The sequence below is a fragment of the Caldimicrobium thiodismutans genome (assembly GCF_001548275.1).
GTDB classification, from domain to species: Bacteria; Desulfobacterota; Thermodesulfobacteria; order Thermodesulfobacteriales; family Thermodesulfobacteriaceae; genus Caldimicrobium; species Caldimicrobium thiodismutans.
The window spans coordinates 851465-877709 of record NZ_AP014945.1; the positions used below are offsets into that span (position 1 = coordinate 851465).

The window sequence follows — 26245 nt, forward strand, 5'->3', positions numbered from 1 at the left end:
CTTAGCCCGGTAACTCGGTAAAATCAATAGCCTCTTTGTTTTGGACAAAATTAATAAATCGTGTTTTATCTATAGCCTTAATAAAGGCTTCCTCAGGACTAATAATATTTCGATTTAGATAATCCATAATTACATCATCTAAACTCATCATGCCGTATTTTTTTCCAGTTTGAATCATGGAAGGAATCTGGTGAATTTTACCCTCCCGGATAAGGTTCCTTACAGCAGGAGTTGCAATAAGGATTTCTGTAGCTACAATTCTTCCTGGACGATCAACTCTCTTAAACATGGTCTGTGAAATCACAGCACGAATAGCTTCTGAGAGGGTAGTTCTAATCTGGGCCTGCTCATCCGCAGGAAAGACATCAATGATACGGTTAATGGTCTGAGCAGCTGAGATGGTATGGAGTGTAGAAAAGACCACATGTCCTGTAAGGGTGGCCTCAATAGCTAAAGCAATCGTCTCTCTATCTCTCATTTCTCCAACAAGGATAATATCTGGATCTTCTCTAAGGGCAGCTCTTAGAGCATTTGCAAAACTTTTAGTATGAGTTCCAAGTTCCCTCTGGTTAACAAGACAATTTTTGGATTCATGCACAAATTCTATGGGATCTTCAATGGTTATAATATGATCATAGCGCATTCTATTAGCATAATCAATTACTGCAGCCAATGTAGTTGATTTTCCAGATCCTGTTGGACCAGTGACGAGAATTAAGCCCTTAGGTAGTAGGGCAAGTTTGTTCAAAATTTGAGGAAGCCCTAATTCCTCTACAGTTTTCACTTTAGTAGGAATAATTCTGAAGGCTGCAGCTATTCCTCTTCTCTCCTTATAATAATTTACCCTGAAGCGGGCAAGACCAGGTAATTCAAGACCAAAATCAACTTCTCCTTCTTCTTCAAAACGCTTTATTATCTCTTCAGGGGCAATTTCATAAAGCATCTCTCTTAGTTCATCTTCATTTAAGTTTTTATATTTAATCCTCTGAAGGTCTCCATGGAGCCTGATAAGGGGAGGATTACCAACAGAGAGGTGAAGGTCTGATGCCCCTGTATCTACCATTAATTTGAAAAAGGGATCCAGCTTGGCCATAGCCTCCTCCTAAAGCCCCCTAACCCACTTTTACAAAGTTTAGCCAAATTCTTACCAAAAGTCAAGAATTTTGTATGCCCCCCATATCTTTTGAGAATCTATAGGATTTTTTCTACTACTTCTGTTGTAGGAAAATGAACTTTTCCCCTTTTTCCACCCTTCCTTTTTCTTTTAAGGATATGAACTTATGTAGAATTGTGAGTGTCCTCTATCTTATGGTTAACACTTTTTAGATAGGGCTTTAGTATCTCTATTGCCTCCTTCAATTTCTTAGAGGCCTCTCTTATAGCTTCAGCAAGAGCTTTACTCTCCTCTTCCTCTTCAGCCCTTTTAGCTAATTCTAAAAACTCTTGAGCATGTTCCTCAGTATGCTCTACAAAATGTGAGAGAATGTGCAATATTTTGATTAGCTTATCCATAAATCCTCCTTCCAGGAAAATAAATACTTAATTATACCCCGAAAAAAAGTTTCTGGAAATTCTAAAATTAGAAAATTGAAATCACAGTCTTTTTAAGTTCAGGGCTTTTTGCATAAGTTTTTTTTTGGTTTTTTTTGCATAAGGTCAGATCCTTACAAGAAAAAGGAAGGATGGTAAGAGGTAAGAGGTAAGAGGTGAGAGGTAAGAGGTGAAAATGTGAGAGGTGAAAGTAGGAGGAGCCCCTTGCGTGCCTGACTAATCCTTACCTGTCTACCCAAGAATATAAAGAACCACATAACAGGCAAACACATAGGATTGTCCCTACAAAATACAGGTTCATTTACTTACAACCGAAGTAGGAGAAAAATCTTCTTAAGTCTCAAAAGATATGGACTTATACAAGGGCTTGAGTCCTTTAAAAAAAGTTGTATCTTTAAAGTATGCAAAAAGAGCTTGCTGTTGTGCTTTTGAGTGCTGGAATGGATAGTGCAGTCTGTGCAAGTGTGGCAAGTCTTAATTTTCGCCTGGCCCTACTTCATGTTCAATATGGACAAAGAACTGCTTTGAAGGAATTAGAATGTTTTTATAAACTCTGTGCCTATTTTCAGCCTGAGAAAAACTTCGTTGCCTCTGCTATGTTTCTAAAGGAAATAGGGGCTTCAAGTCTTACAGATGAAAGTAAGCCTATTCCCGAAAAAGAAGAACTCAGTATTCCCTCCACCTATGTTCCCTTTAGGAATGGAATATTTCTAAGTATTGCCACAGCCTGGGCTGAAGCAATAGGAGCCACCCGTATTTTTATCGGAGTCAACCAGATTGACTTTTCTGGATATCCTGATTGTAGGGAATCCTTTCTTAAAGCCTTTAATCAAGCTATTCAGGAAGGCACTAAACCAGAGACCCATATCATCATTGAGGCCCCCCTTCTTCATCTCAGTAAAAAAGAAATCATACAATTAGGGATACAACTTAAAACCCCCTTTGAACTTACCTGGTCCTGCTATCAAAATACAGAGGTAGCCTGCGGAAGGTGTAGCTCCTGTAAGTTGAGGCTAAAAGCTTTTGAAGAGGCAAATCTTAAGGACCCCATTCCCTATCAATTATGACACGGCTCTTTGAGTGCCAGAGGTGTGGAGCTTGCTGTCAAGGAGAAAGCACCGTCAGTTTATCTCCGGAAAAGATTGAGGAAATTGCAGAATTTTTAAATCTTTCCAAGGAAGAGCTTTTTCATAAATATCTAATTAAAAAGGGTAAAAATCGTATAGAAATGAAGACCAAAAATGGGGCTTGCATATTTTATGATAGAAAAAGAAAAAGCTGCCAGATTCATCCTGTCAAACCAGAAAAATGTAAAGAATGGCCCTTCCCACCCTCTATCTTTACAGACAAAAAAAACTTTCTTATTATTCAAAATTCTTGTCAAGGCTTAAAAAAACTTTCTTATGAGGATTTAAAAACTACAAAATCTTGACAAACTATAAAATTGTTATAACTTGATATCTAAATTAAAATTAGAAGAGGTGATAAAATGAAAGAAATGGCTAAGAAACTCTCTTATTACAAGAGCCTTGGATTAAAGCTTACGCCCCAGAGGCTTGCCATAATTGAATATTTAGAAAAAACGAAAGCGCATCCCTCAGCAGAGGATATCTATAATGCCCTTAAGGATCGTTTCCCCAGCATGTCCTTTGCAACTGTTTACAATACCCTTGAAGTCCTAATAGAAAAGGGAATGGTTAAAGAGCTTGGAATAGATAGCTCTAAGAAGAGATTTGACCCCTGTGTTCACAATCATCACCACTTCTTTTGTAAAAAATGTGGTAAAATTTTAGATGTAGAAAGAAATTTTGACATAGTTATTCCTGAAGAGCTTAAGGAGCATGAAGTAAATGACTTTCAGGTAGTGTTTAGTGGACTTTGTTCTGAATGTAAAAAAAACATCACTTAAAAGGGGCTTAAATGAAAATAGGTTTTATTGGTCTTGGAAATTTAGGTAAAGAGATTGCTAAGAGGATCTTACAGGCTGGATTTGAACTTTTGGTTTGGAATAGGACTCCTGATAAGGCAAAAGATCTTAACTGCGAGATTGCCTCTTCTCCCCAAGAGATTGCTGAAAGATGTGAGAGCATATTTTTAATTGTTTTTGATAGCCCTGCCTCAAAGGAGGTAATTTTTGGGGAAAAGGGATTAAGTTCAGCAAATCTTACTGGAAAGACTATTATTGATATGACCACCAATAACCCCTTTTATGTGAATGAGAGTGCACAAAAACTTAAAGAGAAAGGGGCATATTATCTGGATGCCCCTGTGCTTGGAAGTGTAATTCCTGCAAGAAAAGGGGAACTAACCCTTCTTGTAGCTGGTGATAAGGGGAAGTTTTCTGCTCATTATGAAATTTTTCAAAGCTTTGCCAAAAATATTTACCATTTTGAGGAGCCTGGTCAGGCAAGCAGGCTTAAATTGATAAATAACCTTATTTTAGGAACCTTCATGTCTGCTATTGCTGAGGCAATTGCCCTTGGAGAAAAATTAGGGTTTAAAAAGGAGCTTCTTATCGAGATCCTTGGTAATGGTGCAGGAAAATCCATGCTTCTTGAAGTAAAAAAGAATAAGCTTCTTGAAGAAGATTTTTCAACTCACTTTAGTATAGACCTTATGTATAAAGATCTCCATTATTTACAAGCCTTACTTAAGGAGAGCCAAGAAGTCTCATTTGTGACGGCAACCATAAAGGAGCTTTACGGTCTGGCCAGAAAAAAAGGCTTGGGTTCCCTTGACTTTTCAGTCATTTACAAGGTCTTTAAAGACTAAAGCCTCTCCCCTTGGATAAGTTCATATCCTTACAGGAAAAAAGTTGTCTCTTCTAAAAAGGGATTATGTCCAAAAAAATGCATAAGTTCAGATCCTTACAAGAAAAAGGAAGGGTGGTAAGAGGGGAATTAGATATCTATACTAGGGAGATTTTACAAGTCTGAAAGTAACACAGGCAATCTTGCCTGTGGAGGTAAATTACACTCCCATGTATGAAAGAACACAGACAAGAATGTCTGTGCTACAACAGATCCACAAAAAAATTCAAGGGGTATAAAATTTTAAACCCCTACTTAAGGAAAGATTTTGCAGATCTTTTATCCTTTCTTTCCGAAGGGGAACGGGTATGTGGAGAGATTTAATAGGACATTAGAGGAGTTTTATATGGTATTGGGAAGAAGAGTTATTTGAGGATTTGTGTTACGCCCAAAGAAAAGAACCTATAAAGTCTCAAAAGATATGGACGCATACACTCCCTTGACAATTTTTTTATATTAGTTATTTTAGTATATAGTTTTAAAATGGGCCCGTAGCTCAGATGGTTAGAGCCACCGGCTCATAACCGGAAGGTCCCAGGTTCGAATCCTGGCGGGCCCATATAAATAGGGCATGCCACCTAAGGTTAAAGATTTCTATATATTTTTAGAGGAACTTGCCCCTCTCAAACTTGCAGAAAAAGGAGATGTTAACGGCTTACAGATTGGCTCCTTTGAAGAGGAAGTAAGGGGAATTCTTCTTGCTATCAATCCAACCCTTGAGACCTTTCAAATTGCCTCAGCTAAAAATCTAAACCTTATTATTACCCATCACCCCCTTTTTTATCGCCCCCTTGCAAGGGTTTGTAAAGAGGAATATCCAGGAAATATCCTTTATTTTGCTATTAAAGAGAAGCTTAATCTCCTTTCCTGGCACACTCCTCTGGATAAGGTTTCTTTTGGTGTAAGTGAGGCCTTAGCTCAGACTCTTAAATGGAAGACAGAGGATTTTGTGTTAAAAGAAGAGCAGGGTTATGGCTATGGAAGGGTGGTAAAATTTAAAAAATATGTTAAGCTTTCTACCCTTGCAAACCAAGTTAAGAGAACCTTAAATACCTGGGTTATGGTAGTGGGAGATCCTGAAAGTAAAATCAATAAAATTGCCCTTTGCGGAGGTTCAGGAGGATTTCTGAAGGAACATCTTTTAAAACAGGGCATTCAAACCCTTCTTACCTCAGATGTTAAATATCATCAAGCCATAGAGGCAAGGGAATCTGGTTTTAACTATATCCTGATTGATCATGGTATTTCTGAATCTCTACTTCTGGATACCTTAAAGAAAAAGATAATAGCTTTTCTTAATACTAAGGGACTCCATCTCCCAGTAGAGGTTTTCAGGGAAGAGAGTCCATATATTATCCTATAGAGGGGAGGAGAAGAATGCAGGAAGACATCGCCCGATTAATTGAGCTTCAAAAGATAGACCTTGAGATCTTAAAGCTGGAAAAGGCTATAGCAGAAACTCCCCAGAGTTTAATTAAAGCAAGGAAAAATAGCGAGATCCTAAATCAAAAACTTTCCCTTTTAAAGCAAGATATTGAAGAAAAAGAAAAACAGAAAAGCCTTTTTGAAGAGGAACTTCAGGAGGAACAGAAAAGACTCAAGCAGACCCAAGCAAGACTCACCCAGATTCGTGGATCTCGTGACTATCAGGTTCTTTTGAGAGAAATAGAGGAGATGAAGAGAACCATCAGGCAAAAGGAAGAGGAGCTCTTAAAACTTATGGAGGAATTAGAAAATTTACATAAGGATCGGGAAAAGCTTGAGGAAGAGGCTCAGAGTCTTAAGTCCTTACTGGAAGAGGAAACCCAAAAATTTGATAAATATTGTGAAGAAATTAATATTCAAAAACAGAGCCTTCTTGAAAAAAGGGCCCAGATATCTGCAAAGATTTCCTCAGGTATCCTCAAAAAATATGATCTCATTCGCCAGAGAAAAGGAGGCATTGGCATTTCAGCAGTTGAGAATGGGGTTTGTGAAGGGTGCTTTATGGCTATTCCTCCTCAACTCTTTAACGAACTTCAAAAGGATAACCGTTACTACGAGTGCCCCCACTGTAAAAGACTTATTTACTATAAGAGGATTTATCATCCAGAGGAAAAAGAGGCTCTTCCTCAAGAGAAATAATCATATTTTTTATCCATGTATTTTAAGCTTTCAGAGGATTTAGTAAAATCTAAGGAACAACTTGAACAGATTGCAAGACTTCTTTCTCAGGATAAGGTAGGAGCTATCCCCACAGAGACCTTTTATGGTTTGGCCTGTAATCCCTTCAGTGAAAAGGCTTTAAAAAGGCTTTTTGAATTAAAAAAGAGAGAACCAGATAAACCCATTCTACTCCTTTTGGGTTGTCTTGAGGATTTAGCCCTTGTAGTTTCTAAAATTCCCGGGAAAGCCATGAAACTTATTAAAGCTTTTTGGCCAGGGCCTTTGACCTTAGTTCTTCCTGCTAAAAGGGAATTGCCCAAACTTCTAACCGGAGGGCTAAAAACCATTGGGGTTAGGCTTTCATCCTGTGAAATAACCAGAAAGATTGCCCTTGCCTTTGGAAAACCTGTTACAGGGACAAGTGCCAATCTTTCCGGGAGACCACCCTGCCAAACCATAGAAGAGGTCATGCAGGAGTTCCCAGAAATAGACTTTGTAGTAAATGGAGGGCCAGCCCCTGGAAAAATACCTTCAACCGTTGTAGAAATTCAGGAAAAAGAGATTAAATTAATCCGAGAAGGGGTAATACCCTTTGAAGAAATTCTCAAAATTGCGGGAGGGAAGCTATCTTGAAAATAGCTTTTTGTGGAAAGGGTGGCGTTGGTAAAAGTTCAATATCAGCCCTTCTTTCTTTAGCTTTTCTGGAAGAGGGTTATCGGGTGCTGGCTATTGATGCGGATCCAAGTCCCCATCTGGCACGCCTTCTTGAGATTCCTCAAGAGATCGTTCCCCTGGCTGAGATGACAGAGCTTCTTGCGGAAAGGGCTCAAAAATCAGGTCCATACTACACTCTCAATCCCAAAATTGATGATTTGCCGGAAAAATTTGCCGTTACCAAAAATGGGCTTCGTCTTATGGTGCTTGGTGCTATAAGGACTGCTGGAGGAGGTTGTGCCTGCCCAGAGCAAACTGTTTTGAAACGGCTTCTTACTTATCTTATTCTCTCCTCCCGAGAGATAGTTATTGTTGATATGGAAGCTGGAGTAGAACACTTTGGAAGGGCAACTGTAGCTCCCATGGATGTTATCTTAGTTATCACCCAGCCCCTGCGGGGCAGTCTTGAAACCACCAAACAGATCCTGAAAATGGCAGAAGAACTTAATCTTAAAAAAGTCTTTGTCGTGGGAAATCGGGTAAAAGATCCCTCTCAAGAGGAGTTTCTGAGAAAAGAATTTGGTGGTCTTTATCTTTTGTCCCTCTCTCCAGATGATGAACTTGAAAGCCGGGAATTTGAAGGAAAAGGTCTCTGGGATTACCGAGGAAAACTCTTTACCCAGGTTAAAGAATTAAAAAGGAGACTTCAGGAGTTAATTGGTGAAACTTCCTGATATACAGAGTAGTCCTCCCGAAGAACAGATCCCTATTGATAAGGTAGGGATTAAAAATCTCCGCTATCCCATTAGGGTTCTGGATAGAGCTAAAGGACTTCAGGCAACGGTTGGAGAATTTAATCTCTATGTAGATCTTCCATCTCATTTTAAAGGGACTCACATGAGTAGATTTATTGAGGTCTTAAACGAATTTAAGGATGAGATTCATGTAAGAAATATTGAAGAGATCCTGAGAAAACTTAAGAAAAGACTCAATGCCAAATCAGCCCATTTGGAGGTCTATTTTCCCTATTTTCTGGAAAAAAAATCCCCTGTAACAGAGATCTCCTCCCTTATGGAGTATCAGGCCTTTATGCTTGCAAGCCTAACCGCCAGAAAGATTGATCTTGTTCTTGGAGTAAAGGTTCCAGTAATGACCTTATGTCCTTGTTCAAAGAGTGTGAGTGAATACGGAGCCCATAATCAGAGAGGAATCATAACAGTAGCTGTGCGTTCCAAAAAATTTATCTGGCTTGAAGAGCTAATTGAGATGGCTGAAAGTAGCGCCTCCTCACCAGTTTATCCCCTTCTCAAAAGACCTGATGAAAAATATGTAACTGAAAGGGCTTATGAAAATCCTAAGTTTGTAGAGGATGTGGTAAGAGGCCTTGCCTTTAAACTTTTAGAGAATAAAGAGATTTTTTGGTTTACTGTTGAAGCTGAAAATATGGAATCCATTCACGGACATAATGCCTATGCCTGTATCCGCTATCCCTTTGAGAATTATTCCTCAGAAAGTTCAATTTCTAAGTAAGACTCACCACATTCATAACATTTTACATCTAATACCTTATCTATGAGGGCTACATAAAGGGTATCTGCCCCACAACTCTTGCATCTATCCCCAATTTGTTGCTCCTCTATGGTCTTAAGAAGATCTTCCTTTAAATCTTCGGGGATATCAGGATCAAATATAACCTTCATAGGGCCTCCAATTTGTAATTATTTGTAAAAATTCTATCAAAAAAAGTCCATTTGTAAAGGGATTTTTTAAAAATTTTTTAAAATTTTGCAGAGATGAGGGTATCTTTAGCCCATTCCTCAGACTTATGAGGAAAATCAAGAAGATAGTGAGTTCCCCGGGATTCTCTTCTGGATAAAGCTGATTTAACCATAAGATCTGCAACTATGCAAATATTTTTGAGTTCCATGACATCAAGATCTAAGTATAGGCCTCCCCAGTTATTTTCTATCTCCTCTTGAATAAAGCTTATTCTTCTCCTGGCAAAATCAAGCATTTTAAGAGATCTTACAATACCTACGAAGTCCCACATGATCTTTCGGATTAGATCCCAGTTATGAGAAATAAAAACTTTCTCTTCCCGAATTTCTTTGACCTCAGGGGTTTTAAGTTTGGGAAGATTTGTGGATGCTCCTCTCAATTGGGGAAAAATTTCTCTAATTTTGAGATAGGCCTGATGGGAAAAAACAAGAGCCTCAAGGAGTGAATTTGAAGCCAACCTGTTTGCTCCATGAAGGCCCGTGCAAGCACACTCTCCAATAGCAAAAAGATTAAATATATCTGTCTGGGCATGGGAATTGGTCCGAATTCCTCCACAAAGATAATGAGCCGCTGGGACAACTGGTATGGGCTGAGCGGTTATATCAATACCAAATTTGAGACAGGTCTCATAGATATAGGGAAAGCGTTTTTTGATATAATCTGAAGGTAAATGGGTCATATCAAGAAAAACGCATTCTCCTCCTGTGCTCTTAAGCTCCATATCTATGGCACGGGTAACTATGTCTCTTGGTGCAAGTTCCTTTCTCAGGGGATCATACTTTTGCATAAAGGGTTTCCCCTCAGGATTGAGGAGAATCCCTCCCTCACCTCTTAAGGCCTCACTAATTAAAAAATTTTTAGCCTTGGGATGATAAAGACAAGTGGGATGGAATTGAAAAAACTCCATATTAGCAAGAGTTACACCTACTCTATATGCCAAAGCTAAACCATCTCCTGTTGCTGTATCTGGATTACTTGTATAAAGATAGACCTTCCCAGCGCCTCCAGTGCATAAAGCTATAATCGGGGCAAGAAAAATTTTTACCTGAGGTGTGTGGAGATCTAAGACATAAGCCCCAGCTACCTTACAGGCCTGCGATGAACAATCCCTGTCAAGAATAAGTTCAACTGCAAAGTGATTTTCAAGGATAACTATATTTTGGGCTTCAAGGGCTCTTTCCACAAGGGCCCGTTCAATGGCTCTTCCAGTATAATCCCCCACATGCAGGATTCTTTTTCTGGAATGACCTCCCTCCAAAGTTAAATGGAATCTCCCTGGATTTTCTGGATCCCGGTCAAAGGGAACCCCCCAATTAAGGAGTTCCTGAATGCGCTCTGGTGCTGATTTTATTACAAGCTTAACTACTTCAGGATTACAAAGTCCATCCCCGGCTATAAGGGTATCTTGAATATGTAGATCAAAATGATTGTCTTCCCTCAGGACGCAGGCAATACCTCCTTGGGCAAGAGCTGTTGCAGTATCAAAAATCCGTTTTTTGGTAAGGATAGTTACCTCTCCCAGTTCTTTAAGTTTTAAGGCTAAGGAAAGCCCTGCAATCCCTGATCCAATAATGAGAAAATCTGTTTTAATGATTTCCATAGGCTTCTTAGGTGTTCTCTGTTTCCTTTAAATTGGGTTTTCTTTCAAGAAAATATTCCAGAAGTTCTGGTCCACTTTTTAAAAATTGAGGGCTCTCATAGGCAAGCCTTTCACAAAAGTTTCCCTCTCTCTTTTTCTCTTTATCCCTTACAGAATCAAAGATTGTCCAGGGCACAGGCTTTATAGAATGGGTTCGGATAGGGATAGGGGTCAGGTGATCACAGCAGACAAGAATCCTGAAATTATTGGTAACTTCAGGAATACGCTCAAGAAGGTATCTAACAACCCTTCGGTCAAACTCATCAATAGCCTTAATTTTTAAATCAAGACTTCCTTGATGGCTTACTTCATCAGGGGCCTCAACATGTATCAAAATAAAGTCAAGCTCTTTTAAGGCCTCTATTGCGTAATCCACTTTACCTTCATAATTGGTGTCCAGATAACCTGTGGCACCAGGAACTTCAATGACCCTTAGTCCCGCAAGGACTCCCAACCCCTTAATTAAATCAACTGCTGAAATAACCCCGCCTTTAAGTCCCCATTTTTCTTCAAAGGGTTCTAAATCCGGAGTCCTTCCTTGACCCCAAGGCCAGATGGCATTAGCTGGTCTTTTTGATTCAAGTTTTCTTTTCTGGTTAATGGGGTGTTTTTCAAGAATCTCAATGGATTTAAGAATAAATTCTTTAAGATAGGGCTCCTCATCATAGCTCTGAAAGGCAAACCAGACATTTTTTCCTATGAGATCATGGGGGGGATAGGTGTGGAGACCCCCTGAACCTCCCCTCCAGATAAGAATGTGCCGATAGCTTACCCCTGGAAAGATCTCAATCTTATCAGTTGATACCTTATGATTAATGCTGTTTATAAGCTCTGTAGCCTCTTCTGTAGAAATATGTCCTGCTGAATAATCCTCCATAATGAGTTCTGAGCCTTCAAACCGGAGGGTCACCAAGTTACAACGATAGGCAACATCCTCGGGTTTCAGCTCAATACCACGGGCTGCTGCCTCAATAGGCCCTCTTCCGGTATATTTCTTCTCCGGGGGATAACCTAAAAGCCCCATTATAGCTACATCTGAACCGGGGTGCATAGAAGGGGGGACCGTTTGACAGCTACCTATCTCACCATAGCTCGTTAAAAAGTCCATCCCCGGAGTTATAGCCACCTCAAGAGGAGTCTTACCATTGAGTTCCCTTAGGGGAAAATCTCCCATTCCATCCCCAATAAGCAAAATATACTTTTTAGGACCCAGTATCTCAGGCTCCTCAATAAGTTCCTTTTTTTTCTTTGAAGCAGACTTCTTAGTTGAACCCTTAGATGAGCTCTTTTTTTTCTCCTTGGTTTCTTTTTCCATCAGGGTTTCCCTCCCTTAGTTACTTTAAGATGCGGGCTATTATAAATGATAATTTAAAAAATAAGTAAAAAAAGAGCGTTAACAAGAGCTGACTAAAAAAATCAGCAGGAGAAAAAAGGAGACTAAGCCCATAAAAGCCACCCCAAAAGTAGAGCCTCCTTCTACGATATAGCTCCTCTGTTATAATGTCTTCCTTAATAAGAAGGGCAAAAAGAAGGGGAATCTGAAAGATAACCATAGAAAAGAGAACCACTTTCAGGAGAAAAAAAAGAAAACCTGCTATACGAAGATTATTTTCAAAGTTTTTACCAAAATAAAGAAAAATCTTCAGAAAAAAAGGGGTAAATATAAAATAACCTGTAAATATTCCGGCTATGGCAAGGCCTATAGAAATAAATATGAGACGCTTAAGGAGCCTTTTTTCATAAGCATATATTTCAGAAGAAAGGGCCCTAAAAAGACGGATAATCAGTAAGGGAAGGGTAAGAGCAAAGGCTATATAAAAGGAGGCTCTTAAAACCACAAAAAGGGCCTCTTCCAAGCTTATAAAGACAAGACTTTTTTCCTTTAAAAGGTGAAAATAGGGGTAAAGCAGATAGGGAAAGATCCTGGGAAATAAAAAAAAGATAGATATCCAGGCAAGGAGTAAGAAAAGGGCATAAAAGATGATTTCCCTTCTTATTTTGTTTAAAATCTCAAGATCAAAAAGATTAGGAAGATTTAGTTTGGTCATTTATCTTGGGATCAAGTTTATCCAGAAGTTTCATGGGGTCAGTAACTTCCTCTTTCAATTCTTCAATTTCCTTTTTAGCCTCTTTTAAATCCTTTTCCACATCTTCCAGCTCAAGCTCTCTTTTTAGCTCGTCAATAGCTTTTTTGACTTCCAGGGAAAGTTTGGCGAGAAATCTACCTACCTCGGGTAGTTTTTCCGGTCCAAGCACAATAAGGGCAACAAGAAAGATAATTAAGGCCTCACTAAAGCCTATGTTAAACATTACTCCTTATATCTCCTGGGAATGATTTTACCAAGATTACAGAAAAGTTCATAGGATATGGTATCTGCAAGTTGTGCCAGTTCATCAGCAGGGACTTCTTCCCTTTCTCCACCAAGGAGGATCACCTCCTCCCCCAGCTGAGGAGAAGGAATCTCGGTAAGATCAAGATAAAGGGCTTTCATGGAAATAGTTCCGACAATGGGGACCCTTTGCCCTCTTATCACAGCAAAGCCTTTATTACTTAGAATTCTTGGATATCCATCTCCATAACCCACGGGTATAATTCCTAAAAGGGTCTCCCTTTTAGCGGTAAAGGTAGGGCCATAGCCTGCAATCTCGCCTTTTTTAAGATGTTTTATCTCCACAACCTTTGATTTAAGGGTCATAACTGGTTTAAGTCTAATACGGGCCCTGGCCTTATTACAAGGATACCCTCCATAAAGAGCAATCCCTGGTCTTACCAAATTTCCTTTAAAATCTTCAGAAAAGATAATCCCAGCAGAGTTGTAGAGATGCACAAACTTGGGATTAAACCCCTCTGAGGTAAGAAGAGACAAAGCCTTCTTGAATTCTTTGATTTGAGCATGAAAGATAGGATCTTCAGGTCTTTCAGAACAGGCAAGATGGGTCATAAGACCTGTAAGCTGAAGCTGGGGGTTTTCCCTTAATCTCTCAATAATCTCTAAAAGCTCATGCATAGGCACACCAAAGCGGTGCATCCCTGTATCCACTTTGAGATGAAACTCAAATGTTACGGCCTTTTTGAGGGTAAAATCTATGAGCCACTCAAGAGTAAAGATGCTTGTAACAACTGGCGTGATTCTAAGGACCTTGATGTCAGGGAGCCAGTCCTTTTCAAAGCCAGAAAGGAGAATCAGGGGATGTATAAACCCTGCCCTTCTTAAAAGATGAGCCTCATAAGGTTCAGAGATACCGAAACCGTAGACCTTCTCCTCAGTTAAAGCTCTGGCCACCTCAAGCAGTCCGTGTCCATAGGCATCATTTTTTATGACCGGCAATATCTCTACCTCTTCAGGTAAAAGCTTACGAAGAGACCTTAAATTCTCTTTAAGATTATAAAGATTTATCTCAAGGAGCCTTGTCCAGAAAATCCCCATCCCCCTGCTAAGTTTCTTTTTTTGATTTTAGAAAATCAGAAGCGGAAAGCCCTGCAATACAGCCTTCTCCAACTGCTTTGGCAAGTTGAAGAGGGGGGCCAGTTAAATCGCCACAGGCAAAAATACCCTCCACACTTGTCTGCATCTTTCTATCAACCCTAACATAGCTAAAGGTCTCAGGGTCAAGTTCTACTCCCAGGGGAGCTATAAGCTCAAGAGCACCTTTAGCCCCAATTTCAATGAAAATCCCATCAACCTCAATGCTTTTATTCCCTTCAAAGACAAGCCCTTTAACCTCCTCTTCCCCAAGGATTTCAAAGGGTTTTTCTTGAATAATCTCTACAGGGAAATCTTTAAGTTCTTCATCAAGACCCTCAAGCTCTTTTAGGGGGATAAAATAGACTTTCTCAGCAAACTGCGTGAGAGTTTTAGCTCCATGAATACCAGCAGAACCATCTCCAATCACAGCTACCCTTTTTCCTCTATAAAACCAGGCATCACAATCCACGCAATAGGAAAGTCCTTTACCAACATATTGATCTTCTCTTTTAAAAATTTTTTTCTTCCTCTTTACACCAATGGCCAGAATAAGAGCTAAAGCCTTAAATTTTTTACCCCTTTCTGTCTCAACAAGAAAAGTCCTATCTTCAAGAAGCTCAAGTTTCACCGCATCCTCATCAAGAATTTCCGCACCAAATTTTTGAGCCTGAGTGATACCTGCATAAAGAAGCTCTTTTCCATCTATCTTTTCCTTAAAACCAAAATAATTTTCAATATGAGCTGAAAAAAGGGCACTGGCCTCTGGTTTTCCAAGAATAAGGACACTATGTCTTCTTCTGGCGCTATGAATACCTGCCTGAAGTCCTGCTGGACCTGCACCTATAATAATAATTTCATATTCTTTCATATTTAAGCCTCCTTTCCTGAGCTTATCTCTTCTATTTCCTCAGGCCTTAATTTTAATCTATACTCCTCACTTAGCCAGCTGTAAAGATCAGCTAATTTGCATTCCTTAGAACAAAAGGGGCGATAAGGATTGCCTTCCCAGGTAGTTTTCCTTTTGCAATGGGGACACCGCACTTTTTTCAGGGGACCAGCCATAATGCCCTATCTTCAAGGGTACTAACAAGTTTGGTTGCTGTTGAACCAAGGAGAAGCTCAGGAAAGCCCCCTCTTCCTCTTTTGCCAACCACAAGGGTTGTAAACTGCCCTCTTCTGGCCTCTTTAAGAATGGCATAGGTTGGACCAAGAAAGGATGTGGTAACCTTTAGCTTTAGCCTTGAGAAATCAAGATGAAAATGCCTCAAAGACTCTTTTATCCTGTGAAAAAAGTCAATAATCTCAGGATCAAGATCTAAGGGTAAGTTATCCTCAAAGGAGCCTTCCCAGGTCCTTCCAGTTAATGTAACATGCAGGAAGGTTGCTGTATAATCTTTAAGAAAACTTAAGACCCTACCGGTATATTCAGCTACCTTAAGCCCCCTTTCGCCCAGATCAAGGGCTACGAGTATTTTTCTGTCAAAGTCTTTTCCTCTAACAATCCAGAGGGGTTGATGGGTGTAAAGAATAAGCTTCTGGGTAAGAGAGCCTGCCCAGATAGATGCAAGTCTTCCAAGCCCTCTTTTTCCTGCTATAACTGCATCAAAGTTTTTATCCTTTAAAAATTGTAAAAGGGCTAAGGCTCTATCACTCTCTGCAAACTCTATATAAAAATGGGCCTTTACCTGTAAACTTTTTAAAAGATCTTGAATAATCTCCTCAAAACGCTTGCGAACTCTTTCTTGATTTTCTCTACAAAATTTCTCTATCTCTTCCTCTCTTTTAATTTCCCTTAGATAATCCCTTTGGGGGAGAAGCAGGCTTGTGGGAATGGTAATTACATGCAAAAGACTAAGCTCAATCTCTCTTCCCTCAAAGAGATGCTTCAGGTAAGTTAATATATTTCTACAGGCAGGGCACTCATCATAACAAAGCAGAAAATGGGGAATTATTTTTTCCATTTTAGGATATATTCCCGCAGGGAGTTCAAATAGCTTTTCACTGCTTCTCTTCCTGTGCCACCCAAAATCTCTCTTCTTTTAAGGGAGTGTTCAATAGTTAGCCAGGTATAAATCTCCTCAGTAATAAGGGGGCTAAAGCTCTGAAACTCTGCAAGGCTTAATTCTTCAAGTTTTTTACCCCTTTCTTCAGCAAATCTTACAATCTTTCCTGTAAGGTGATGGGCCTCTCTGAAGGGGAGCCCCTTGGTAACCAGGTAATCTGCAAGCTCAGTGGCTAAAAGATAGCCCTCTTTAAGAAAACTTTCTATTCTTTTTTGATTTACCTTTAAGCCCTCTATAAGAAGAGTGGCCATTTTTAAAGAGGCTTGAGTTGTGACGATACCCTGAAAAAGTGGAGGTTTATCCTCTTGCAGATCCCGATTATAGCTCAAGGGGAGATTCTTTATAAGGGTTAATAATTGGAAGAGATTCCCAAGGACAATAGCTCCCTTTCCTCGGATTAGTTCAGCAGAATCAGGATTTTTCTTTTGTGGCATGATGGATGAACCTGAGCAAAAGCGGTCTGGAAGATCAATAAAGGCAAATTCTGGGGTCATCCAGAGGATCAATTCTTCACTCAGTCTTGACAAATCAAGCATTATAAGGGTTAAGATAAAAAGAAATTCAGCAGAAAAATCGCGGGAGCTAACTGCATAAACGCTATGGGGATGGGGTGCTGAAAATCCAAGCTCCTTTGCCATAAAGGTTCTATCTAAGGGGAAACCGCACCCTGCAAAGGCTGAGCTCCCAAGGGGTGAGAGCTTGAGCCTTTTTTCCCAATCAAGGAGCCTCTCAAAATGGAGACGACTTCCCTCTGCATAAGCAGAAATCCAGTGAGAAAAAAGAACGGGTTGAGCATGCTGAAGATGAGTAAAACCCGGCATGACAACATCCATATATGCCTCAGCCTTTGTGATCAAGGTCTCAATAAAATTAAGCAAGAGGATCTTAAGCTTTTCTCCTTCATCCATAAGATAGAGTCTCAAATCCGTGACCACCTGTTCATTGCGAGATCTTCCTGTATGAAGTTTATAGGCAATATCTCCGATCCTTTCAAAAAGGGCCTTTTCAAGATTCATGTGGACATCTTCCTGTTCCACCTTAAAAACAAAGCAACCCTCTTTGATCTCTTTTTCAATTTCAAGAAGGCCCTTTTCAATCAAAAAGTATTCTTCCCTGGTCAAGATCCCTGCTTTTAATAGAGCTTTGCCATAAACAAGGCTTGCCTTAATTTCTGCAAAGGCAAGAATTTTATCAAAGGATACAGACTCAGTAAATTCCTCAAAAAACTTATCTGTTTCTTCTCTGAATCTTCCCCCCCAGGCCTTATCCAGCATAATTCAATCCTCTCTAAAAATAAATTCTATTCTAACACAAAAATTTTCACTCCCAAGGGGAAAAATTTGGTATTGACTTTTTATATGAGGTTAATAGAATTTTTCTTTTGAAAAGTGAAATCTACCAGGGAAAAAGGGGGCTTTATGAAGGTTAAAAAATCTATTTTAAAGCAGATTCAGAGAAACGTCTTTCTGGGGCTGGGGATCTATCTTATCCTGATTTTTGCCGGGATTTATGTGGCTTTTAAATGGACCTATCATAAAGAGGTAAAAAGTTCTTTAGAAGGAATAAAAGCTTCTTTAAAAGAGAGTATTTTGCTTCAAGGTGATAGCAATTTCAAAGAAGCCCTTTTATTTGCTGAAAATCAAGATGTAAAAAGGATTTATCTATCCCTTAAAAAAGAAGGAGGAGATCTTTCCAGGGTAGAAGAGAAAAATAAGGAAATTTTCCAAAAGTATGGAAGACTTTTGAGAGACACTACTGAGCCATTAATCAAGGTTCTTGAAAGAGAAACTGGAGTAAGACCTAAGATCCATTTTCATCTTCCTGGTCCCCGCTCTTTTGTAAGAACCTGGAAGAAACCAGGCGAAGATGTTAAGCTTGATGATCTATCTGGTTTTAGATTTGCTATAACGGAAGCTCAAAAATCCAAAAAACCTATTCTTGGGCTTGAGCCAGGAAGAGAAGGCCTCGTTTTCAGAACCATAGTTCCTATTATTTCTGAGGGAGAACTTCTTGGCTCTGTGGAATCAGGGCAAAGTCTTGATACTTATCTTAATAATTTCATAAAAGAGAGAAAAGACATCACCCATTTTGCCATAATTCTTAAAAAGGATCTTGAAAAGATCATGGATTTTTATATCAAAGATGGTAAAGCCAAACTCCTTGACCAGGCCATTCTTTATGCCCAATCTAAGGATTTTGATCCTAAACTTTTAAAAGATGTTCTTGAGCATGCCTTCAAAGAAGAGACCTTTGAGCATGGGAAACTCTACTTTGTGAGAATTCCCCTCAAATCTTTTAAGGGAGAAGAAATTGGATATGTTGTTCTTGGGCGTGATGTCTCTGAGTTAATAAATCTCTTTAGAGGCATGAGTTTTCTTCTTATTGCTCTTTTTATAGTTTTTGCATTAGTTTACTATTTTGTTTTGAATAGGAGCCTTAAGGGCTGTTCAGCAAATCTACTTTCTACAGCTTCTGCTATGGAAGAGCTTGCAAGCGGAAGAGGGGATCTCACCTTCAGACTCAATGTAAAAACTGAGGACGAAATAGGGCTTCTTGCAGGATATTTTAATCAATTTATGGAGACCTTAAGTAATATAATGAGAAGCTTTGTGGAAAAAGTTAAGGTTCTTTTTTCAGGGGCAGAAAAGCTTGAAGACGATGTAAAAACCTTAGAATCAGAAAGTATTGCCTTCAAAGAAAGAGCAGAGTTTATCTCTCTTTCCTCTACAGAAATTCTTTCAAGTATGGAAGAGGTTTCCAAATCTTTACAAGAATTGTCCTCTGCAATAACGGAGATTTCTCAGAGAGCTCAGGATTCTTCCGGAGTGGTCAGGGAAACCGTTTCAACAGTTGAATCAACGAAGGATAAGGTTGAGTTTTTAAAACAGGCTTCCTCTGAGATTGGCGAGGTTGTTAATCTTATAAACAGCATTGCGGAGCAGACAAACCTTCTTGCCCTCAATGCCTCAATTGAAGCAGCTCGTGCAGGAGAAGCTGGAAAAGGCTTTGCAGTGGTAGCCAATGAAGTGAAAGAGCTTGCAAGACAAACCCAGGAAGCTACTCAAACCATTGCAGAGAAGATTAGACTTCTTCAGGATAGTAGTTCTGAAGTTTCAACCGGGGTTGAAGAGGTTGTAAATCTAATCAAAAAGGTTGAGGATGCTTCCACTGCTATTGCAGGTGCAGTTGAAGAACAGACCATTGTAGTAAATACTGTTGCTGACCACATTCTTGGGGTAAAAGACAAGGTTATGATTAATGAAGAACAGGCCAATCAAATACGCAATTCGGTAGATAATCTTGTGTATCTAGCTGAAAGATTAAAAGAGGTAAGTTCTCAAGTCAAAGGAGTGGCTAATGAAATAAAGGAAATTACCTCTCAATTTAAAATATAGGAGGAATAAGAAAAAGCTCTCTGTATAAGTTCAGATCTTTGCAAGAAAATGGAAGGGTAGTAAGAGGTGAGAGGTAAGAGGTGAGAGTAGGGGAAACCCTTGCGTGTCTGCCCAATAATATATAAAACATATAACAGGCAAACCCATAGGGTTGCCCCTACAAAATACAGATTCATTTACTTACAACAGAAGTAGTAGAAAAATCCTCTTGAGTCTCAAAAGATATGGACGCATACACTATCTTGATAAAATTAGAAATTGATGTATCTTTGAAGATTGAGGGTATGGGCGGTTAGCTCAGGGGTAGAGCGCCATCCTCACACGGTGGATGTCGGAGGTTCAAATCCTCCACCGCCCATTTCACTCCTTGCTCCTAAAAATTTAGGGGCCAAAAAGACCAGAAGGAGGGTAAACATGTTTGAGATTCCAAAGGCTGAGCGTTTTCGTAAGTGGGAAACCCTTTTTATCATTCATCCTGATCGGGTGGATGAAAAGGATTCCCTTCTGGAAAAGTTTAGACAAATTGTTCAAGGAAAATCTGGAGAGGTGCTTAAACTTGAGGAATGGGGTCTGAGAAAACTTGCTTATCCCATTGCTAAGAAGAGAAAAGGTTATTATGTGCTTGCAGAATTTTCAGGTAAGGCGGACCTTCCTCAAGAGCTTGAAAATTTCTTTCGCATTGATGAACGGGTTATCCGTTTTATTATCGTTAAATTAGAAGAAAGGTTTAAACCTGAGATCCAGAACTAAGGAGGAGTCAACAATCAGAAAATAGGGTAAGGTAAAAATGTTAACCATGGCAAATAACCTTGGAATTATTAATCCTTCAATTAAATTTTTGATGGGAGTAGAATTAAAGTTGTCCCTTACTCCATCCTCCCGTGTGGCGAGAGCTTTTAGCTTAAACCTTCTCATTGGGAGTTGAGGGACAAAATTAAACAAAGAAGACATGCTTATATTATAAACAAAAAAATTGCAGGTGGAGGTGGAGGAAAAAAATGGATAATAATGTGACTGTTAAAAAGAGATTTTTTCCCAGAAAAAAGGTTTGTAGATTCTGTGCAGATCCAAGCCTTGTTATTGATTATAAAAATCCGGATCTTCTTAAAAACTTTATTAATGAAAAGGGTATGATTTTTCATCGCAGACAAACAGGCAACTGCGCCTTTCATCAAAGGGAATTAACTACTGCTATAAAAAGGGCAAGAGTAATGGCTCTTCTTCCCTTTGTGGTTGATGTTGAGATTGAATAGGAGGAGGTATTAAGATGGAAGTTGTCTTAAGAAGAGATATCCCTAAGCTTGGGAAAGCCGGAGATGTGGTTAAAGTTAAGGATGGTTTTGCCAGAAACTATCTTATCCCCAAGGGGCTTGCTATTTTGGCAAATCAAAAGACAATCCAGGCCCTGGAAAGGGAAAGAAAGGTTATCTTAGCCAAGGCGGAAAAGGAAAAGAAAAAAGCCCTTGGTTTGGCTGAAAAACTGCAAGGACAAAGTTTAACTCTTTATAGAAAAGTGGTTGAAGAAGGGAGACTTTATGGTTCAGTGAGTGCTGTAGATATTGCTAAGGCTCTCCTTGAACAGGGTCTTGAAATTGACAAAAAACAAGTCCTTCTTGAGGAACCTCTGAAAACAGTGGGATCCTTTGAAGTGATGATTAAAGTCTCGCCTGAGATTTCAGTTCCTATTCGTGTTGAAATAATAGAAGAAAAGTAAATGCCTGATAATAAGAGGCGGGGTCAAAAAAAGGACAGTTTGAAAGATCCTCTTCAGACCCTGCCTTCTGAATTTTTACCCCCTCAAGATCTCCAGGCAGAGAAATTTTGCTTAGCAAGTATCCTCATTGACCCAGGTTCAGTTATAAAAGTTCTTGATCTTCTAAAGCCTGAAGATTTTTATTCAACTCCCAATCGCCTGATTTATCAAGCCTTTCTTAATCTTTTTGAGAGGGATGAGCCCATTGATCTTGTAACCACTTATAATGAACTTGAGCGCATGGGAGAGCTGGATAGGACTGGTGGAGCAGTATATTTGTCTGAACTTGCTGGGCTTCTTCCTACCTCAGCCCATCTTGTTCACTATGCCAAGATTGTTAAAGAAAAGAGTATCTTAAGAGAAATTATTCGCATATGTCAAGATCTTATCTATCGTTGTTATTATTCTATGGAAGACTCTCAGGAATTATTGAGTCAGGCTGAAAAAGCCCTTTTTGACCTGAGTTACCACGGAAAAAAAGAGACCTTTGCTCCTGTAAAAGAGGTTATTAAGGATACAATAAAGCATCTTGAGATGCTTTATCAAAAGGGGGACCTCATTACAGGAATCCCTACAGGTTTTTACGAGCTGGATAGACTCACAGCAGGACTTCAGAGAGGAGACCTTATAATACTTGCTGCCCGTCCAGGTATGGGAAAAACTGCCTTAGCCCTGGATGTAGTCAGAAATGCCTGTAAACAAAGCAAACTGGGGGCTGCTATTTTTTCCTTAGAGATGAGTAAGGAACAGCTTGTCTCCCGTATGTTATGTGCAGAAGGAAAGGTAAGCTTTCAGAAATTCAGGACAGGAACTCTGGAAGCTCAAGATTGGCAGAAAATTATCTATGGGGCAAGTGTGCTAAGTGAGCTTCCTATTTATATTGATGATACTTCAGGTATAAATATACTTGAGGTAAAGGCCAAGGCAAGAAAGGTGATGAAAGAGATCCCTCTTGGATTGGTTGTGGTTGACTATCTACAGCTTATGCGAAGTATTGAGAGAAAAGAGAGAAGAGAACAAGAGATTTCAGAGATCTCAGCAGGCCTTAAGGCCCTGGCTAAGGAGCTCAATATTCCAGTGCTTGCTCTTTCTCAGTTAAACCGAAAGGTTGAAGAACGCCCTGACAAAAGGCCCCAACTCTCAGACCTTAGAGAATCAGGAGCCCTGGAACAAGACGCAGATGTTATCCTTTTCATTTATCGTGATGAAGTCTATAACAAAGAGAGCCCTGAAAAGGGAATAGCTGAGATTATCATAGGAAAGCAGAGAAATGGCCCTGCAGGAGTTACTGTAAAGCTTGCCTATCTTTCTCAATTTACATCCTTTGCTAATTTAGAAAAAACATAAAAGATGCATTATGGCTGAAAGAAAGAAAAGCACCCTCAATGAGCTTTCCGAGATTTTAGCTGATACTATTAAAGAAGTTCTCTCTGCCAATACAGCAACCACTATCAAAGTAGCCCCAACCTTACAGAAGATAAACTCTGTAGCCTTAAGACCCGATTTATGTGCCTTTCTTGAATTCAACGGGGATTATAATGGTCTTCTCTGTATGAACTTTTCCAAAGAGGCTGCCTTTGAGCTTTACCAGAGGGCTATGCAATTTTTGGGGTTACCTGAGGAAGAAATCTCCCCAAATCCCCTCTCAGAGGAAGTTATAAACTTTATTGGTGAAATGGTTAATCAAATCATCGGTAATTTTCGCAAAAAGATAGAGCAAAAATATGGACTTACTGCTAAAAACAATCAGCCTATGGCTATCTCCATTTCCCATACTATCATGATGTATATTGAAACTTCTCTGAACAACTCTCAGGCAAGAAAAATTAGCCTTCGCACCGAATCTGGGCATTCCTTTTATGCAGAGCTTTCCTTAGAACAAACGGAATTTATCCCTCTTAAAGGCTTGGAAGGGGAGGATGATGCCTCTGTTGAAGAATTACTTAAAGAGTTTTTTTAATTAATTCTTTACCACAAGAACAGGTCTATCTCCAAGGGAGATTACCTTTTCTGTTACACTTCCCATAAGGAGTCTTTTAAGCCCGGTTTTTCCATAAGAACCCATAACCAGAAGACTTATTCCCTTTTCTTCTGCAAAAGAAAGGATCTTTTCAACTGGATCGCCTTCAGTGATATCAACTTGGGTTTTTACACCTTCCTCCATGGCTTTCTCAGCATATTCTTTCAGGACTTTCCCGACTTTTTCACCTATCCTTTCATAAAGCTGTGGCGATTCAGCTAAGGCCTCTACAGGAAGATCAATCACAGAAAAAAGGAAAAGCTCACTTTGATAATCCTTAGCTAATTTCAGGGCTTTATTATAGGCCTTTTCAGAAAAACTGGACAAATCCAGAGGAACAAGGATTTTATTCCAGGCAACCCGGCTTTTAAAGGGCACAATCAGCACATCTACCGGACTATATCCTATCACCCTGGCTGCTGTGCTTCCAAGGAGAAGCCTTTGCATACCACTTCCTGTTTTTCCCATTACAATGAGATCGCAGTTCTCAGCATAGGCAAGATCCACAATCCTCTCAAAGGGCTCTCCCTCTTCAAGAACAAATTTAGCAAGGATTCTCTCTTCGGCAAGATAATTTTTGGCCCTGCTTATTAGGTCTTCATAGGGTTTAAACATAGTTTTCTGAAAGTCTCCCAAGACAAGCCCAAGGTCGCCAGTATATTGAGGGGCAACGGTTGTAATCACTGCCCAGGTATCTTTATTTCTAATGATCTTCACAGCCTCACTTAAGGTATGCCAAGACTCCTCAGAAAGATCGATTGCCACAAGTATTTTTTTATAAATCCCCATTTCAAGACCTCCTGGTGCAAAGTGGGAGAGGTTCCCCTCTCCCTTTTTATTTTACTTTGTTTTAATAGAAGATGCAGAGGTTTCAAGAACCCTTAAGCGTTTTTCTTCATAGATCCCTTTGATGAGGCTTTTAAAGATAATAAAGGCTGCCACAAGAAGAGCTATTGCATTTACCACAAAGCTTGCACTCTTCAACAAGCTGACAATAGAGGCATCCAGAGGGGCAATCCAGCCAAGTTTACTCAAATAAACAGGAAGCATAAGAGATCTGCTCAAAAGAATAATAAGCATAATAGTTCCCATCACAAATTTAATCATATAACCTTTTACATAGGTTGTTCCAATTGCCCCAAGCTGAACCCCAAAGAGAGAACCAAGAAGTATTAACATAGCAAGTCTTATATCCACAAATCCGCTCCAGGCATATTTAAAACTACCTATTGCTCCCATAACAAAGGCAATAACAAGCTCTGTTCCCGAGGCAAGCAAACTTGGAACACCAAGGATATACATCATAGATGGGACACCTATAAATCCACCCACTGCAATGGTTGCAGCAAGAAATCCTGTAGCAAATCCAAGGGGTATGGTAAAAAGAAAAGATATTCTTTGGTTAATGCTTTTAAAATAAAGCATGGTACCTGGAATGTTTAATTTATAGAGGAACTGAGCAATACGGGTTGGTTTTTCTTCTTCGGCAACCGAACCTTGCCCTTGCTTTTCAAGGGCCATAGACTTAAAGGCATCTTTAAGCACATAGAGACCGACTGTTGAAAGCACAATAATAAAGGCAACACTTACATAGAGGCTTGAACCTGCATCTCCCAGGGTCCTCTTTATATATTCCTGAACATGGGCCCCAAAAAGAACTCCAGCTTCAGCAGAAGCTCCCATAACGATTCCAAGCTTCACATCCACATGCCCAAATTTAGCCCTCTTTATAGCTCCCACTAAGGCCTTGGGAAATTTGTGACACATATTTGAGGCTACAGCCACAATTCCAGGAACTCCCATACTCATCATAGATGGAGTCAACACAAAGGCTCCACCTGACCCAATAAAACCACTCACTAATCCCCCTACAAATCCAACAAAAACCAGGTAAATGATATGCCAGAGCTGTAAATCAATCATCTGAACTGCCTGCTGAACTACCTCCTGCATGGTTACTTCACCTCCCTTCTTTTTTTGGCTTCAACCCCCAAAACCTTCCAGAAAAGATCCGTGGTATTTCCGTGAATAAAGGAAAAAACAAAGGCTGTAGCAATGGGTAGTAAGGCATAAAACCTACCCTTTGTAAAATACTCTGTAATAAGATCCTGTTTAGCTAAAAGAATGTAATAAAGAATAAAAGATAAAATCCCATAGATTAAAAACTTTCCAACTGGTTTCTTTTTCGTCATAGTAGCCATTTTTTCCCTCCCTCCTTAAATAAAATTTACATAGCGCCTCTTTCTTTAACCAGAATGAAGGGGAGACCCAATCTTTCCCAGATACCCTTGATGATTCTCTCATCCTCAGCCTGGGAATGCTTATGCGAGGGTTTTACAATCAAAAATTCAACCCCTTCATTCTTTTTCACATACTCCATTAAAACTCTATCCAGACTTAAAGGGCTCTCTACATAACTAACCCTGAAGAGTATGCCCTCTGATTTGAGGTGATTCAGAAATACCTCAAGGGCACTTCTTGAAGCCTCACTCTTTGAAAGCACAAGGACCTCAACTGGCAAATTTAGCCTCTTGCATAGCCCCTCCACATAACTCAGCACCTCCTGATTAACTCCATCCTCCTCCAGAATAAAAAGCACCCTTTTTTTGGAATGAAGGATTAATCTTGCAGTATCCAGCTCACCAGCTTCAGCAAAGGTAACCGCAGTGAAGATCTCATCCCAGGCTGGAGAAGGAGCTCTCTCTTTACGCTTTCTTTTTAAAAAGTACCTTGCTGTGTCTACATCACCTCCCTCTGCAAAAGTAATAGCTGTAAAATAGTCATCCCACTTTTTTCTGAGAAGTTCTAACATCTTTCCTCACCCTCCTTATATAAATTTTTATACCCTTTATTATGCAAAGGTTGTGCCAGATTCTTTGTTTTATTTAAATCTTTGATATAACGAGAAAAAATAACTTTCAACTAAATAAATTTTCGTTGCAAAATGCAATTTAATTAATATTCCAAAG

31 protein-coding genes and 2 tRNA genes are annotated in these 26245 nt (G+C 39.5%); 17 read left to right on the top strand and 16 right to left on the bottom strand.

Features of this window, described 5'->3' with window-relative positions:
• Position 1: 1 nt before the first annotated feature.
• On the bottom strand, positions 2-1093 hold the full coding sequence (locus tag THC_RS04205) for a type IV pilus twitching motility protein PilT (RefSeq protein WP_068513782.1): 1092 nt from the start codon (positions 1091-1093) through the stop codon (positions 2-4).
• Between the two features lie 185 nt (positions 1094-1278).
• Positions 1279-1512, bottom strand: coding sequence for a DUF8180 domain-containing protein (locus THC_RS04210; protein ID WP_068513785.1), 234 nt, complete (start codon positions 1510-1512; stop codon positions 1279-1281).
• A gap of 440 nt (positions 1513-1952) precedes the next feature.
• On the opposite strand from THC_RS04210, the gene queC reads away from it, so the two are divergent.
• The 10 genes from queC to folE2 all read left to right on the top strand — a co-directional run bounded on the left by queC (position 1953) and on the right by folE2 (position 8690).
• A complete protein-coding gene (gene queC / locus THC_RS04215) occupies positions 1953-2618 on the top strand; it encodes a 7-cyano-7-deazaguanine synthase QueC (protein WP_068513788.1) in 666 nt (221 codons plus the stop codon).
• On the top strand, positions 2615-2983 hold the full coding sequence (locus tag THC_RS04220) for a YkgJ family cysteine cluster protein (protein WP_068513793.1): 369 nt from the start codon (positions 2615-2617) through the stop codon (positions 2981-2983). Before queC ends, THC_RS04220 begins: the two co-directional genes overlap by 4 nt.
• A 57-nt stretch (positions 2984-3040) precedes the next feature.
• Complete coding sequence (locus THC_RS04225; RefSeq protein WP_082706278.1) at positions 3041-3460, top strand: Fur family transcriptional regulator; 420 nt, start codon at positions 3041-3043, stop codon at positions 3458-3460.
• A gap of 11 nt (positions 3461-3471) precedes the next feature.
• On the top strand, positions 3472-4323 hold the full coding sequence (locus THC_RS04230) for an NAD(P)-dependent oxidoreductase (protein ID WP_068513796.1): 852 nt from the start codon (positions 3472-3474) through the stop codon (positions 4321-4323).
• A gap of 523 nt (positions 4324-4846) precedes the next feature.
• Positions 4847-4920: transfer RNA gene (locus tag THC_RS04235), tRNA-Ile, on the top strand.
• A 12-nt stretch (positions 4921-4932) separates the two neighbouring features.
• A complete protein-coding gene (locus THC_RS04240) occupies positions 4933-5724 on the top strand; it encodes a Nif3-like dinuclear metal center hexameric protein (protein ID WP_068513800.1) in 792 nt (263 codons plus the stop codon).
• Positions 5725-5738: 14 nt separating this feature from the next.
• The gene (locus THC_RS04245; protein ID WP_068513804.1) at positions 5739-6485 is read left to right on the top strand and encodes a zinc ribbon domain-containing protein; all 747 of its coding nucleotides are present in this window, start codon (positions 5739-5741) and stop codon (positions 6483-6485) included.
• 15 nt (positions 6486-6500) lie between these two features.
• On the top strand, positions 6501-7139 hold the full coding sequence (locus THC_RS04250) for an L-threonylcarbamoyladenylate synthase (RefSeq protein ID WP_068513807.1): 639 nt from the start codon (positions 6501-6503) through the stop codon (positions 7137-7139).
• Positions 7136-7894: an ATP-binding protein gene (locus THC_RS04255; RefSeq protein WP_068513809.1), complete on the top strand. Its 759-nt coding sequence runs from the start codon at positions 7136-7138 to the stop codon at positions 7892-7894. Before THC_RS04250 ends, THC_RS04255 begins: the two co-directional genes overlap by 4 nt.
• The gene (folE2, locus tag THC_RS04260; protein WP_068513812.1) at positions 7878-8690 is read left to right on the top strand and encodes a GTP cyclohydrolase FolE2; all 813 of its coding nucleotides are present in this window, start codon (positions 7878-7880) and stop codon (positions 8688-8690) included. The genes THC_RS04255 and folE2 overlap by 17 nt, the downstream gene beginning before the upstream one ends.
• On the opposite strand, the gene THC_RS04265 is transcribed toward folE2, so the two are convergent.
• The 10 genes from THC_RS04265 to argH form a co-directional block, all read right to left on the bottom strand.
• Positions 8660-8860 carry a hypothetical protein gene (locus THC_RS04265; RefSeq protein WP_068513815.1) on the bottom strand — a complete coding sequence of 67 codons (201 nt, stop codon included), beginning with the start codon at positions 8858-8860 and terminating at the stop codon, positions 8660-8662. The genes folE2 and THC_RS04265 overlap by 31 nt on opposite strands.
• A 77-nt stretch (positions 8861-8937) precedes the next feature.
• A complete protein-coding gene (gene nadB / locus THC_RS04270) occupies positions 8938-10539 on the bottom strand; it encodes an L-aspartate oxidase (protein WP_068513818.1) in 1602 nt (533 codons plus the stop codon).
• 7 nt (positions 10540-10546) lie between these two features.
• Positions 10547-11893, bottom strand: a complete 1347-nt coding sequence (locus THC_RS04275; protein ID WP_082706280.1) for a cofactor-independent phosphoglycerate mutase — start codon at positions 11891-11893, stop codon at positions 10547-10549.
• A 19-nt stretch (positions 11894-11912) separates the two neighbouring features.
• Complete coding sequence (gene tatC, locus THC_RS04280) at positions 11913-12626, bottom strand: twin-arginine translocase subunit TatC (protein WP_068513821.1); 714 nt, start codon at positions 12624-12626, stop codon at positions 11913-11915.
• Complete coding sequence (tatB, locus tag THC_RS04285) at positions 12604-12888, bottom strand: Sec-independent protein translocase protein TatB (RefSeq protein ID WP_068513824.1); 285 nt, start codon at positions 12886-12888, stop codon at positions 12604-12606. The genes tatC and tatB overlap by 23 nt, the downstream gene beginning before the upstream one ends.
• Positions 12888-14006: an alanine racemase gene (alr, locus tag THC_RS04290; protein WP_068513827.1), complete on the bottom strand. Its 1119-nt coding sequence runs from the start codon at positions 14004-14006 to the stop codon at positions 12888-12890. Before alr ends, tatB begins: the two co-directional genes overlap by 1 nt.
• Before the next feature lie 7 nt (positions 14007-14013).
• A complete protein-coding gene (locus THC_RS04295) occupies positions 14014-14913 on the bottom strand; it encodes an NAD(P)/FAD-dependent oxidoreductase (RefSeq protein WP_068513831.1) in 900 nt (299 codons plus the stop codon).
• A 2-nt stretch (positions 14914-14915) separates the two neighbouring features.
• Positions 14916-15107 carry a DNA gyrase inhibitor YacG gene (locus THC_RS04300; protein ID WP_068513833.1) on the bottom strand — a complete coding sequence of 64 codons (192 nt, stop codon included), beginning with the start codon at positions 15105-15107 and terminating at the stop codon, positions 14916-14918.
• On the bottom strand, positions 15092-16006 hold the full coding sequence (locus THC_RS09320) for a universal stress protein (protein WP_068513836.1): 915 nt from the start codon (positions 16004-16006) through the stop codon (positions 15092-15094). Before THC_RS09320 ends, THC_RS04300 begins: the two co-directional genes overlap by 16 nt.
• The gene (gene argH, locus THC_RS04310) at positions 15994-17382 is read right to left on the bottom strand and encodes an argininosuccinate lyase (RefSeq protein ID WP_068513838.1); all 1389 of its coding nucleotides are present in this window, start codon (positions 17380-17382) and stop codon (positions 15994-15996) included. Before argH ends, THC_RS09320 begins: the two co-directional genes overlap by 13 nt.
• Positions 17383-17526: 144 nt before the next feature.
• On the opposite strand from argH, the gene THC_RS04315 reads away from it, so the two are divergent.
• From THC_RS04315 to THC_RS04350, 7 genes are all read left to right on the top strand, one after another.
• Positions 17527-19503 (top strand): methyl-accepting chemotaxis protein, encoded by a 1977-nt coding sequence (locus THC_RS04315; protein WP_068513841.1) that lies wholly within the window; start codon positions 17527-17529, stop codon positions 19501-19503.
• Positions 19504-19789: 286 nt separating this feature from the next.
• Positions 19790-19861, top strand: a tRNA-Val gene (locus tag THC_RS04325).
• A 56-nt stretch (positions 19862-19917) separates the two neighbouring features.
• Positions 19918-20253, top strand: coding sequence for a 30S ribosomal protein S6 (rpsF, locus tag THC_RS04330; RefSeq protein WP_068513846.1), 336 nt, complete (start codon positions 19918-19920; stop codon positions 20251-20253).
• A 248-nt stretch (positions 20254-20501) separates the two neighbouring features.
• A complete protein-coding gene (gene rpsR / locus THC_RS04335; RefSeq protein WP_068513849.1) occupies positions 20502-20756 on the top strand; it encodes a 30S ribosomal protein S18 in 255 nt (84 codons plus the stop codon).
• A 14-nt stretch (positions 20757-20770) separates the two neighbouring features.
• Positions 20771-21217, top strand: coding sequence for a 50S ribosomal protein L9 (gene rplI, locus THC_RS04340; protein WP_068513852.1), 447 nt, complete (start codon positions 20771-20773; stop codon positions 21215-21217).
• A gap of 39 nt (positions 21218-21256) precedes the next feature.
• The gene (gene dnaB, locus THC_RS04345) at positions 21257-22603 is read left to right on the top strand and encodes a replicative DNA helicase (RefSeq protein WP_231938380.1); all 1347 of its coding nucleotides are present in this window, start codon (positions 21257-21259) and stop codon (positions 22601-22603) included.
• Between the two features lie 10 nt (positions 22604-22613).
• Positions 22614-23216 (top strand): DUF3334 family protein, encoded by a 603-nt coding sequence (locus THC_RS04350; protein WP_068513856.1) that lies wholly within the window; start codon positions 22614-22616, stop codon positions 23214-23216.
• Here the strand turns inward: THC_RS04350 and THC_RS04355 are convergent, their stop codons facing one another.
• The 4 genes from THC_RS04355 to THC_RS04370 are packed head-to-tail and all read right to left on the bottom strand — an operon-like array spanning position 23217 to position 26088.
• Positions 23217-24065 carry a universal stress protein gene (locus THC_RS04355; RefSeq protein ID WP_068513861.1) on the bottom strand — a complete coding sequence of 283 codons (849 nt, stop codon included), beginning with the start codon at positions 24063-24065 and terminating at the stop codon, positions 23217-23219.
• Between the two features lie 51 nt (positions 24066-24116).
• Positions 24117-25229 (bottom strand): sulfite exporter TauE/SafE family protein, encoded by a 1113-nt coding sequence (locus THC_RS04360; RefSeq protein WP_068513864.1) that lies wholly within the window; start codon positions 25227-25229, stop codon positions 24117-24119.
• Between the two features lie 2 nt (positions 25230-25231).
• Complete coding sequence (locus THC_RS04365; protein WP_068513867.1) at positions 25232-25477, bottom strand: hypothetical protein; 246 nt, start codon at positions 25475-25477, stop codon at positions 25232-25234.
• Positions 25478-25503: 26 nt separating this feature from the next.
• Entirely contained in the window at positions 25504-26088 is a 585-nt protein-coding gene (locus tag THC_RS04370; RefSeq protein WP_068513871.1) for a hypothetical protein, read from the bottom strand.
• Positions 26089-26245: the final 157 nt, after the last annotated feature.